Raw genomic sequence first — 12,790 nt, 5'->3', positions numbered from 1 at the left:
TAATACAAATATCCAGATGAGTGCTTGGTTTACATCGATTATGGATGGGAACCCCAAATACAACCGTTAACTCTGGAAAATCAAAATGTTGGACATTATGAGTAGCTGCTCTGACATCTCATCACATTTATCCAAATATTCACCACAAATAGTATTATATTCCTATTTGATTTTTAAAGAACCGCAGATAACACTAATAACGATAATCAGTGATTCTGTGGTAATATCCTACGCTGCAAGAATAAATATCATTAGTGCAAGTAGACGATTTTCTCAGTTCTAAAATCGCCGTCAAGCAGTAAGAAAATTGGCTTTTAATAGCCGTTTCTTTATAATTGCCGACGAGGGTTAATACCGTCAAGCTCAATGCATCACGATCTTTAACAAGGTTTAAGAAGTAGCAATGTATGTTGACGATATGATGTATTATTAGCCTTTAATCGAGATTATACAACTAACTAATGGCTAGATTACGATCAAAAACATTCACTCTTTAGATAGTTGTCCTTGATAGAAAAAATTCTAATACTAGACTGGAAATTAGCGATCACAATCAAAGATTTGGGGCATGATTGCGCCAAGATTTTGACCTCGGAATTATTCTTTTGCAAAAGACAATTTTATTAAAATCAATCCAAGGATAAACTAGGATTTTTGATAAGAGTGACGCAAACCTACACGCATAGCGGTAATTGATGAATTGCCCCTACCTGAAAATAAAGGTTTCTAAGCTAACGCGCCTACATATTGCAATATTTTCCGTGTAGACCGTCATTAGTCATTAGTCAAAAGTGTTTACCAAGGACAAAGGACAACCTCACCAGTTGATGTGCAATCTTATTTGCGTAAGTCCTATTTGAATTTCAGAGAAGTGCAACGTCTCTTTGCATTTTGAGCCAGTCACAAGTGTTACTTATCTTTGACCTACCAAATATGCAATTGAGGTTATTAATTCAGTTGGTTGTACTGGCTTGGCAATATGTTTCTGAAAACCAGCTGCTAGAACTCGCTCGCGATCGCTTTCTCCCGCATAAGCTGTAAGAGCGATCGCCGGAATTTCCCCTCCCTCTTCCTTTGGCATAGCCCTGAGCAGCTTAATCAGGCTGTAGCCATCCATCTCTGGCATTCCTAAATCACTGATTAATACATCAGGTATGGTCTTGACTATGACAGCGAGCGCCTCAGTTACCGATGCTGCAACAGTTGTTAGTGCCCCATTCTGTTGTAGGAAGAAGTGCAAAAACTCCCGTGTATCAGCATCATCATCAACAATCAATATCCGCAGTCCAGCGATCGCTAACGAGTTAAATTTCTCTGTGCCTCCCCCAGTTTTCTCATCTCCCCTAATCTCTTTCATCACAGGCAGTCTGACAGTAAAAATTGCTCCCTGTCCTTCTCCTGGACTAGCTGCTGTTATAGTTCCACCATGCAACTCTACCAGGTTGCGAACTATTGCCAATCCCAATCCCAGCCCGCCAACTTTTCTGGTTGTACTGCTATCGGCTTGACGAAAATATTCAAATACGTGGGGGAGGAATTCAGGGGAAATCCCTTGTCCAGTGTCTTTAACTTGAATCAGTGCTGAGTGGGAAGTCAATTCCCTACTTGAGGATAGGCTGACTTCCACAGAACCGTTAGGGGGAGTGAACTTGACTGCGTTCGAGAGTAAATTTCCGACAACTTGCTGTAAGCGATAATAATCGCCTGACACTTTACCAACATTAGGGTCAAGCTGTATTTTGATCTGAATGGATTTGCTTTCTGCGATTAACCGGACTGTTTCTAATGCAGCATCAATTACAGATGCTAGGTTAACAGTGGCAAAAGTCAGGTTCAACTTACCGCGAATAATTCGGGATACATCCAGCAATTCATCAATTAATTGAATCTGCAATTGAGTATTTCTTTCGATGGTTTCTAAGGCCCGATTGGTAGTAGCTTCATCAAATTTGCGGCTTTTGAGTAGCGATGACCAGCCTAAAATTGGGTTGAGGGGCGATCGCAATTCGTGGGAGAGAATGGCGAGAAACTCGTCTTTGTTTCGGTTTGCCTGTTTGAGTTCCTCTGCTTGTTGTCTAAGTGTCTTTTCTAATTGCTTCCTTGGGGTTAAGTCCAGAATAAAACAGATCCAAGATGGCGGATCTTTCTCTACCAAAGCACCACCAATTAGTATAGGAATGCGCGAACCATCTTTGCGGATATATTCTTTTTCAAAAGGATTACATACTCCAACCGTTAAAAGTTGCTCTATCCCCTGCTCATCAAGAGCGTGATATTCCGGTGGAGTCATCTGTTTTCTGCGTACTTTACCTGCTAATAGTTCCTCTCGCGTATAACCCACCATTTCTAAAAAGGCCTCGTTCGCCTCAGTAATATGGTCTGGTGTAGCGAACATAATGCCAATAATATTGGAATCAACTAAGCGCCTTAATTGAGTTTCACGCTGGCGCAAATCATTTTCTATCTGTTTGCGCCCAGTAATATCCTGAGAAGTACCCATCATCCGAACTGGCTGATCGTTGGCTTCGTAAAAGACACGACCTTTAGCAGCAATCCAATGAATGCTACCATCAGGCCAAAGGCTGCGGTATTCAATGTCATACTCAACCTTTTCCTGAAAACAACGAGCGATCGCTTCATTGAGGCGTTGACGATCTTCTGGATGTATGCAGTTGAGGAAAAGCTCATAGCTCATTTCGACTTCTGGGGCTAGTCCAAATAGCTCCTTACATTTCTCTGTCCAAACTAACTCGTTGGTGGTAATATTCCAAAACCACATACCCAATTCCGCAGCAGTAGTGGCTAACCGAATCCGCTCTTCACTCTCGCGCAGGTTTGTTTCAATTTGCTGGCGATCGCGCAGCGCAGCTTGCTGTTCGGTAATATCAGTACTAGCACCAACTACCCTAATTAACTGACCATTTGTATCCCGGACAGCAAAACCCTGGTCTTGCACCCATAAATAGCGACCATCTTTGTGACGGATTCGATACTCAATGCTATAACGGTTGCCATTGGCCATACTAGCCATGAACTGGTCATTAACTCTTTGTTGGTCATCGGGGTGAATAAGTTGTTGCCACCACTCGAAGGTAGGTTCAGCTTCTTGTTGTGTGTAGCCAAAAACCTGCGTTAAACCCTGAGTTCTTTCCACAGTACTTCTGTGAATTTCCCAGTCATAGATTAGGCAATTAACTGCCGCAGCTGCTAGCTCAAACCTTTCGTTACTTTGCCGCAGCGAAATTTCTATATGTCGTCGCTCTGTAATATCGAAAGCAATGCCTAAAAGATATTTCGGGAATCCCTCAACAGTTTTGCTATATACAGTGTCATAGCTACAAAACCAACGCCACTCTCCATTCGCGTGTCGAATGCGGTACTCAAAACTGAGGACTTCGCCCTGACAGGTAGAATTAAATCTTTCAAAATAAGTAGGGAGTCGAGCCAAATCTTCAGGGTGTAGAAGTTGGATAAATAAATCCTTTCCCATTGCCTGGATTTCTGTTGGTGTGTAGCCCCAACCTTGAGCAATTTCGTAATTAACATAAGAATTTCGCTGCTCAATGAGGTCGTATATGTAAAGTATCCCCGGCAGAGTACCAGCAATTTGTTGGAACAAACGTTGACTATCCCACAGTACTAGAGATTCATTTGCATCAACAAGAGAGGCAGGAGGAACAATACTCTCAGCTTCTGGCTGCAACCAACTTTCTTCTTCAACTTGTTGAATATCTTCAGTACAGTTACATTTTTCCTCAAGTTGTGCGTGCTTAAATTCTGTAATATCCGAAAAAGTTGTGGCGATCGCAAAGGGAGTGTTTACTCCACTTTGGAACAGAGGTTTAGAAGACAATAATAGCCAGACTAGCTGACCATTTGGCTTATAAAAGCCACACACCACATTCAAGCAAGGTTTACCTGTTTTCTGAGCAGCGATCGCTGGGTGAGTTTCGCTAGGTAAAGGAGAGCCATCTTCATGAAGGAATTGCCACTTGGAATCGAGCAAATTCTGCCCTACAAGTTGTGCTGTGGTTAGTCCCAAAATGCGATCGCAAGCTGCACTACAAGCCTGGATAGTACCATCTGCCAACTGAAGCACCATTCCCTCTTCTCCACTGGCTAAGAGCGAATAATTTGCTTTTTTACTAACTTGCCGATGCAGCAGCTTTTCATTAGCCAGCTGGTTTTGGGACTTTTCCGCGTCTGGCATTCTGTAAAGTTAAATAAATTTAAAGTTAATTTAATATTCAACGACTTTTACTTACAATAAATTTTAGCCTTATTTCTTCCATTTTTAGGCAAAATATTACTATCTAGTCGGCTTTCCCAGTTGCCGATAAGTCTAAATTCAGTTTTGTAATTTGGGTGCAGCGATCGCGTAACCCAACATAAATAAGGTGGTAATGTTGGGTTGCGTTTCACTCCACCCAACCTACATCAATATATCTTTATATCTTTTAAAAAACTCTAGGTTTCAACATAGATGAGGTTTAGTCGGCTTTCGCAGTTGCCGATAAGTCTAAATTTAGAAAGCTATCCAGGGAAAGGTATTAAGATTATGCCGAATCAACCTTAAGTATAAACAAAGCAAAGATTATTACACGATTAACATTATGTACTAATTTTTTAGTTAAAAATTTAAATTCCTTGTGATATATTTCTGTAATCTACAATACCCGTGATGTAGATAATATTGTCGGAGATTTTAAAATTTACTATTATGTCTAGTCAAGAGCCAAATTCTAATCAAGCATTTCAGCAAACACAGGCTACCGGAACAAAGAAGAAGAGATTACAACCTCCCCCAGACATCAAAAAACCAAAGAAAACCGAATAAAAGCGTTATAGTCCGTTGTAGAGACTTAATTTAAATTAAGTCTCTAAAATCAATTGTCATAAAAATAAATCAGCTTATACCAATTCTATGGGAAGCGGCACAAAATCAACCTTGATAAGCTAACGCGCCTACATATTGCAATATTTTCCGTGTAGACCGTCATTAGTCATTAGTCATTAGTCATTAGTCAAAAGTGTTTACCAAGGACAATTGACAAAGGACAAAGGACAAAAGACAACCTCACCAGTTGATGTGCAATCTTATTTGCGTAACAGCTTAAAACAAGGAGCTTAAGCCCCTTGCTCTGTACAACGTCAAAAATAATCGGTATTATTTATTTTTCGCTTGAGTTTTTGCCTGTTCTAAAGCTATTTCTTTAATAGCCTGATATGAATTAACATTTGAAGTCCCTTCAATAGCTTTAACTGCCAAATCCTGAACTTGCTTGAGAGCAGATTCAAGTTGTTTAGAAAGATTTTGAATCCGCGTCTCTTGATTAGTAATAGTTTGTTCTAGAGATTGCAGCCTTTGTTCATAGAAACGCTTTTGCCCTTCCACTTCCTTAGAATATAAATCTGATTTTACTTTCGCCTGGTAATGGGCGATGCCTTTGCCTTCTTCTATAGCTTTTTTGATAGCTGCTTCTTTATCTTTCGGGAAAGCCTCTACCTTAGCTTTTAATTCTTCAAATTGTTTCTCTCTCTCAGAAATTGCTTTCTCTCGTTCAGCCCATTGTTTCTCTGTCTCTTGTAGTAATTCTTCTAGTTGTTTATATAGTGCTTTCTGCTCTTGTTCGTATTCGTCACTTTGCAATTGTCGTTGGAGTTCTAAATTATATTTATACTCTGATGCATCGCGTTGTCGAGTTTTCTTCAAGTTTTCATTCCGTTCTTTTATAGCCCGTTGCTGTTCTTCTTGTTCTTTCCCCCAAGTATTTCTTTGTTCTAGTATTTCTTGGAATAACACTTCAGAACGCTGGTTATATTCTTCCTGATAAGCTTTCGTATTATCTTCATAAGATTGGATGAGAGTATCCAAGATATCATCAGAAATTTCTAAATTGTGCAGCTGTGTTAATTGTTGGATTTCTTCTTCTAAATTTCGCCTGATTTCTTCCAACTTAGAGGCTTTTGTGGTTAGCTGTTCCGATAATTCATTAGCAGCACTGCCAAAACCTAATTGAATCTTTGCCAAGCTTTCAATTGTATTGTTCATCTTCTGTTGGACACTCGAAAGCTGATTCATAGCTGTTTTTTGTTCTAATTTAGGCTGTTCTTTTGTTCCAGGCTGGCTTTCTTTGGCAACTTTTTCAAGTTCCGATTTCAGTGCTGCTTTTTCTTTAGCTAACTCTTCAAATGCCTGAAGAATTTCTACTTTAGTATTCTTATCAGTTGGCTTTTTCACCACCACAACAAACCTCCTCTTCAGGAATTAAAAATGGTTAAGATGCTACAAACTCGTAACTATTTAGGGTTAGAACTACCAAAAGCCCTCATAGCTAAGTCTTGTGCTTGTTTTAATGCAGTTTGCAATTGAGCAGAGATACCTTCTATTTGCTCAGACTGTTTCTTAATTGTTTCTTCCAGAGATTGAATTTTTTGTTCATAACTCTGTTTGTTAGATTCCCATTCTCTCTCAAATAAATCAGCCTCAATTTTAGCTTTTTGGCTTGTTTCTTTAATTGCTTCTTCTCTAGCTTTCTTAACGGCTTCTTCCAGTTCGTTAGGAAATGTAGTTACCTTTTGTTCATAGTCTGCAAACAGTGGTTGGCGTTCAGCGAATATCTTTTCTCGTTGTGCCCAATCTTTATCTTTCTTTTGAGAATTTTCTTGTATTTCCCTTTGTTGTTGGCGTTTTACCGCTTCGTAGCTATCTGTATTTAGTTTACGAGTAGTTTCTAACTTATATTGAGATTCTTCTTGTTCTTGCTGGCGCTCTTTGACTAATAAATCGTTATATTCTTGGAGTTTTTCTTCATACTCAGCTTGCTCTTTTTGCCATTCTTTCCGCCTAGTTGTAATTTCTTTTTCTAGTGCTTCCCTTTTACTGATAGTATCTTGCTCTAAAGTTTTTAATTTTTCTTGATGTTCTTGACTTAAAATGTCTAGAGTATCCGCTACAACTCTGATTTGTTGAAGCTCTTGTAAGCGTTGAGTTTCAATTTCTATAGCTCGGTTCAATTCATCTAACTTAGAATTTTCCTGAGCTAGTTTTTCAGATAAAGCATTGAGAATACTGCCAAACTCTAATTGTAAATCAGCTAAACCTTTGACAATACTATCAACCGTATATGCAGAAGCTGCTTGCAGAATTTCTTGACTTTTTGCCTTGTCTGCTTCCTCTTGTTTGGTTGCTATTTTAGATTCCAGCTTTTTTCTTTGGATAATAATTTGTTGAAATGCTTGCATTAGTTGTTGTTTGCTGTCCTTGACTCCAACTGTAGTCATCTTCCAACTCCCTTCAATAGGCAAATGATTTATTGGGTAGCAAGCCATACCAATGACTACCCTATGCAGACATCAGAGTAGCCTTTAAATCAACATTTTTCACGCAGTGGAAATACTGAAATGATCGATATAGGACACTTAGGTGGTACGAATTTTCCACAGTTATGTCCTTCTATTTTTCAGGTATAGTTTTCCCTTTGAGATTTAATAGTACTTTTGTACTAAGATAAATATACCTAACCTCATCTCTTCTTGTCAAGATAATGCTTTATATAATTGCGCCACCCAACAAAGTATTAAAAGCTGGCAATCATGGTGATTTAAGAGAATGATGTTGAATATATTACTTTTTGTAAAGAAAATCTAAAAGAATTAACCCTAGCACAAGCGCCGTAGCACTAAGGCGAGATAATAAGTTTAATCATGCTAATTGATACAAGCACAGTCCCAGACTTTTGTGATATCAATGTATACCACTGAATCGACCAAATACTCTGCCAGAACGGAAATTGGACAAACCAGCCGTATTCTAGTAGTAGAAGATGAAGAATTAATCCAGGAAATGCTAGCTGTAGCCCTGGAAGAAGAAGGTTACGGGGTGATAACTGCACCCGATGGGCGATCTGCTATAGAGTATCTCAAAAGTTTTGAAACCAACTCAGGGGAAGTTCCCTTTGATTTGATCATTCTTGATTTGATGCTGCCGCAAATCAATGGGCTAGATATATGCCGTTTGCTGCGTCATCAAGGAAACCCAGTACCGATTTTAATGCTCAGTGCTAAGGGTAGTGAAACTGACCGCGTTCTGGGGTTAGAGGTGGGAGCAGATGACTACCTGACCAAACCTTTTAGTATGCGTGAGTTAGTAGCTCGTTGTCGCGCTTTACTCCGCCGCCAACGCCTAAGTAATTTACCACAACTACCAGTATTAAAATTCAAAGATGTTACCTTGAATCCTCAAGAATGTCGGGTGCTGGTTCGTGGCCAAGAAGTGAGCCTTTCACCTAAAGAGTTCCGCTTGCTGGAATTGTTTATGAGTTACGCCCGGAGGGTATGGTCGCGGGAACAATTACTAGATCAGGTTTGGGGGCCAGATTTCGTTGGTGATAGTAAAACCGTAGACGTTCATATTCGCTGGTTGCGCGAAAAATTAGAGCAAGACCCCAGTCATCCGGAATATATTGTGACTGTACGAGGTTTTGGCTATAGGTTTGGATAATTAGTTTAGATAGTTGTTAGTTTTTAGTAGTCACCAACAAACTAACAACTCAAATGCTTTTATTGGGATTTTTTCTGGGTTTAGCAGTAGGCATTGGGTTTTGGATTTGGCAACAGGTTCAACTTAACCGCTACCTGGGGCGCTTATTCCGACCGTTAACCTCGCATTCTGACAAGAAGGGACTGCTGCTGATTCCTGGGTTATGGCAGGAAATAGCGATGGTGAAACAGCAACGGCAAGATTTGCAGCAATCATTGCAAACTTACCAAGACTTGCTAGATTTTGCACCAGTGGGATATTTGCAGGTAGATGAGGAAAATCAGCTGCTGTGGTGTAATCGGCAGGCGCAGGAAATTTTGTATCTGCAAAGGTGGCAACCAGAAGAAATACGCTTACTACTAGAGTTAGTACGGTCTTACGAACTTGACCATTTAATTGAGCAAACTCGCGATCGCCAAAAACCACAGACGGGAGAATGGATTTTTCATCCATCTTTTGATGATGCGGCAGAAATGTCAACAATCAAATCTCTGGCTTTGCGGGCATCTAGTTTGCCTTTACCTAATGGACAAGTAGGAGTATTTTTAGAAAATCGTCAACCCCTATTAGACATAAATCAAGTACGCGATCGCTCTTTTTCTGATTTAGCCCACGAACTTAGAACGCCCTTGACTTCGATTCGCTTGGTGGTGGAAACTTTACAAATCCGCTTGGAACCACCTCTAAATCGCTGGGTTAACCGTTTGATGCAGGAAGTTGATCGGCTGATTAATCTAGTGCAAAGCTGGTTAGACTTGACCCAAATGGAAGCAAACCCAACCATGCAATTGCAAGCCAAAGCTGTAGAATTGCGATCGCTAATTACATCTGTTTGGGAAACACTAGAACCCTTAGCACAGCGCCAACATCTATCTATTTCTTATTCTGGCCCAGAAAATCTTTGGATTAAAGCAGATCAAGCCCGGATTTTTCAAGTTTTTCTCAACTTGCTAGACAACAGTATAAAATACAGCCCTCCTTCTACAAGTATTCGGGTTGAAGCGAAAATCTTATCAACAAAAGATTATGATGCTACTTCTCCAATTCTAGAAATAAATCTTATTGATTCTGGAGTCGGGTTTTCTGAGGCAGATTTACCACACGTTTTTGAGCGATTTTATCGAGGAGATAAGGCGCGAACCCATTCCCCACAAGATAGTAACTCCATCGGGGCGATCGTTGGTAATGGATTAGGATTAGCGATCGTTGAGCAAATTCTGATCGCCCACGGTGGCTCAATCAAAGCTATGAACCATCCAGAAACCGGTGGTGCGTGGATGCAACTTCAATTTCCTGAAGTTATGGCAAACTCCTTAAGCCAAGACTATAGTTAGTAATATCTTCACCTTTAAGACAACAAGTGTGAAAGCTGTCCATTATGGTTCCAATCCTCAAAGACCCGAACTAGCACGCGCCATTAGGCGCTTAGAACGGGAGGTATTACGCATGGGTGCTTTGGTAGAACAATCATTTCGCCTCAGCCACCAAGCGTTATTTGCTCGTAACTTAACAGCAGCAGAGCAACTTCCTCTATTAGATAAAAAGATTGATCGCTTTTATCGTCAAATCGAATCAGACTGTACGGCGATTATGACGCTGAAAGCGCCTACGGCTCAAGATTTGCGCTGCTTGAGTGCCTTTATGCAACTGGTGCGAGACTTAGAGCGCATTGGCGATTATGCTGAAGATTTAGCTGAGATTGCGATTAAAATTTTTCCTTATGCGCCTCATACGTGTTTATCTGAAATTGAAGCCATGTCCCTTCACGCGCAGGCGATGCTAGCAACTAGCTTGAAGGCTTTGGGAGATTTCGATGAAGGCGGTGGTCGCCGTTTAAAGCACCTAGATGACACTGTAGACGATGCTTACGATCGCGTTTATCAAACTTTAGCCCAACAACGGGATGTACCTGGTGTAGTCGAGCCAATTGTGCTGCTAGCACTGGCAATTCGTTGTCTGGAACGGATGGCAGATCATGCAACTAATATCGGTCAGAGGGTAGCATATATTGTCACCGGTCAACGCTCTTAATTGACGGTTCATGAATCAACAGCCTAAAGTCACTACCTCTAGCTCCCCAATAAATGGGGTGGATCTTGATTTTAGCTCCCCTCTTTTTAAGACTATCCATTACCCGGATCTGTCTTAACATTTGCGATAGCGATCGCTTTTGTTTTTCTAACCCTGATTAGTTAGTCGTTAATTCTCAATAAAAAGGCAGTATTAGCAAGAATATTAAGCGTGAATTTGTCAAATATGCCTAATCCCTAAGTCTCTTAGATGTTTACAAAAGAAGGATTAAAAGATTGTAAATAAAGATATGAGTAACGAGTGTAGGGCTATTTTAGCCTACAAAGATTTGGCATAACAAGTACTAAATAACGATGAAATTTTGGGTTTTTCTAGTTGGTAAATTAGAGGTATTAAATTTTAATTATTACCATTAAAATTAGCGATAAAAATCATAAATATATATGAGCAGGTAGAAACACTATTTACTGTCTAATTATAAAAATGATAGTTTTTAATTCAGTTTTTCAGTGGTTTTTTTAGAGCTTGGATATCACGTACAAGCCAAAATATAATTACTGCTAAGGTTGGTAAAACCGTTAAAAAATCGTACAGTCGGATACCTCGTAATAGATAGTAAAAAACAGTACTGCTAAGACAGAAGACGATGCTAGTAATCACGAATCTTTTTGAATTAGAATCTATGTTTAAAGCTACGACTGCCAGCAGCACAGAGGAATACCAAGAGCAATACCAAGGAGCAGCAAACAAAAATAATATTAAGGTAATCCATCCTATATTTGTACTAAAACTAGTTGTAGAATATGTTTTTTTCAAATATGGTTTTACCAGAATAATTAAATAAGAAATTACAAATATAGAAAAGATTATAGGTTTAAATCTTGAGAATACAGTTGCTTGTAAAGTTATAGGAAGGTTTAGTATTTTTATACTTAGTAAATTCTTAATCAAAGAATATAATGAACCACCTACTCTGTCTTTAACGCCAGGATTGAAAAGGCTTGTCCAAGCATCGACTGAAGGTAAAGCTATCAGAGAAGTTGCAAAAATTATAGCTACAGAGATAAAAATGGCACTAAATAAAATTTTCCAACGCTGTTGCTTAATCAAATAAACAAAAATTAGAGGCAGCCAAACAATTGGTAATGTTTTAATTAGAAAACCAATCCACGCTATAACAATCGCAGCTAGATAATTATAGTTTTTAAGAAATATTATTAGAATAATTAAAATGGTAGAAATTAAGACATCTATATGAGCATTTGTTACCTGCTCATACAAAAGTAATGGGCTAACTAAATATGCAGTTGTTACATTAACTTTATGAGGATAGTTTTTTAAATGCCCCCAAATTAAGTAACTATTTAATATATGGAATAAAAGACAGATTGATTTAAATACATAAATTCCTAAACTAGGAGTAATTGCAACGAAAAAAGCAGAAAACATAAAAAATAGTTGAGATATAGGCCCATAAGTAGAAGTCTGTTTCCAAGCAAGAAATGGAGACAATTCTGAGGTAAATGTGCTTGCAGGATTCAGAAAAGGGTTAACTCCATTTAAATACATCAAGCCATAATGTATATACAAATTGATATCAGTAGTTATTGGATAACTTGCAAAGGCAATTAACAGAAAAAATGAACTATTTTTTAAAATTTTTATAAAGGTTATATTTTTTTCCTTATTCTTGTTTATTATTAGCCACACAACATATATAATAGTTAAAAAGAGGAGTTCTATGCCTGTTCTTATTTGGTCAAAATGGTTGGGAAAATCAGGTAAATATCTACCTGTAGAATTACCTAAAGCATCCAGATAAAAAGAATAAGCTCTAATTGCTAATTCTCCACATAATATTAATGACAAAATAATGGCTAAACCTAATAATATTTGGTTTTTCTTACTGTTAGATAAATTGTTTGCATTTAGCATAAGCATAAATATAAATAATTAATCATTCATTAACAATATATAATGGTTTAATACCAAGGCAAGCACATATTTTGAATGAGAAATCCCTAATCTAAATAGAGACCTAAGTAATCCCATTCAGTACCACTTATTGCTAATAACTTAAGCCTTCGCTATTTAGTCTGTAGAACTCAACAAAACCATAAATTCCTATTCTATTTTGTCAATAAAATTTGAGATGTGCTTACCCTGAGTTTAATACAGATATTAAATCCAAAATTCAAATGAAGCTAGGTGTTGACC

At 38.6% G+C, this 12,790-nt stretch carries 7 protein-coding genes; 3 read left to right on the top strand and 4 right to left on the bottom strand.

Translation table 11 applies throughout. The features are described from left to right. Positions 1 to 913 precede the first annotated feature (913 nt). From FD724_RS22660 to FD724_RS22650, 3 genes are all read right to left on the bottom strand, one after another. A complete protein-coding gene (locus tag FD724_RS22660; protein ID WP_179074182.1) occupies positions 914 to 4,210 on the bottom strand; it encodes a PAS domain-containing protein in 3,297 nt (1,098 codons plus the stop codon). A 957-nt stretch (positions 4,211 to 5,167) separates the two neighbouring features. Beyond that, positions 5,168 to 6,247: a hypothetical protein gene (locus FD724_RS22655; RefSeq protein WP_179074181.1), complete on the bottom strand. Its 1,080-nt coding sequence runs from the start codon at positions 6,245 to 6,247 to the stop codon at positions 5,168 to 5,170. 53 nt (positions 6,248 to 6,300) lie between these two features. After that, positions 6,301 to 7,284 carry a hypothetical protein gene (locus FD724_RS22650; RefSeq protein WP_179074180.1) on the bottom strand — a complete coding sequence of 328 codons (984 nt, stop codon included), beginning with the start codon at positions 7,282 to 7,284 and terminating at the stop codon, positions 6,301 to 6,303. Positions 7,285 to 7,750: 466 nt separating this feature from the next. Between FD724_RS22650 and FD724_RS22645 the strand changes: the two genes are divergently transcribed. From FD724_RS22645 to phoU, 3 genes are read left to right on the top strand one after another with little or no spacing between them, the layout of a single operon-like run. Next, positions 7,751 to 8,503 carry a winged helix-turn-helix domain-containing protein gene (locus FD724_RS22645; protein WP_012410556.1) on the top strand — a complete coding sequence of 251 codons (753 nt, stop codon included), beginning with the start codon at positions 7,751 to 7,753 and terminating at the stop codon, positions 8,501 to 8,503. Between the two features lie 53 nt (positions 8,504 to 8,556). Next, entirely contained in the window at positions 8,557 to 9,876 is a 1,320-nt protein-coding gene (locus FD724_RS22640; RefSeq protein WP_179074179.1) for a cell wall metabolism sensor histidine kinase WalK, read from the top strand. Between the two features lie 28 nt (positions 9,877 to 9,904). Then, a complete protein-coding gene (gene phoU, locus FD724_RS22635; RefSeq protein WP_179074178.1) occupies positions 9,905 to 10,573 on the top strand; it encodes a phosphate signaling complex protein PhoU in 669 nt (222 codons plus the stop codon). Positions 10,574 to 11,071: 498 nt separating this feature from the next. Here phoU and FD724_RS22630 read toward each other — a convergent pair whose 3' ends face one another. Further along, positions 11,072 to 12,508: a hypothetical protein gene (locus FD724_RS22630; RefSeq protein WP_179074177.1), complete on the bottom strand. Its 1,437-nt coding sequence runs from the start codon at positions 12,506 to 12,508 to the stop codon at positions 11,072 to 11,074. Between the last annotated feature and the right edge of the window lie 282 nt (positions 12,509 to 12,790).

The organism is Nostoc sp. C057, from assembly GCF_013393925.1.
GTDB classification, from domain to species: Bacteria; Cyanobacteriota; Cyanobacteriia; order Cyanobacteriales; family Nostocaceae; genus Nostoc; species Nostoc muscorum_A.
This window is presented reverse-complemented; position numbering and strand designations above follow the sequence as displayed.

Coding starts and splice junctions, on each gene's coding strand:
- FD724_RS22660 (WP_179074182.1), bottom strand. CDS start 4,210: ATGCCAGACGCGGAAAAGTCCCAAAACCAGCTGGCTAATGAAAAGCTG.
- FD724_RS22650 (WP_179074180.1), bottom strand. CDS start 7,284: ATGACTACAGTTGGAGTCAAGGACAGCAAACAACAACTAATGCAAGCA.
- FD724_RS22645 (WP_012410556.1), top strand. CDS start 7,751: ATGTATACCACTGAATCGACCAAATACTCTGCCAGAACGGAAATTGGA.
- FD724_RS22640 (WP_179074179.1), top strand. CDS start 8,557: ATGCTTTTATTGGGATTTTTTCTGGGTTTAGCAGTAGGCATTGGGTTT.
- FD724_RS22630 (WP_179074177.1), bottom strand. CDS start 12,508: ATGCTAAATGCAAACAATTTATCTAACAGTAAGAAAAACCAAATATTA.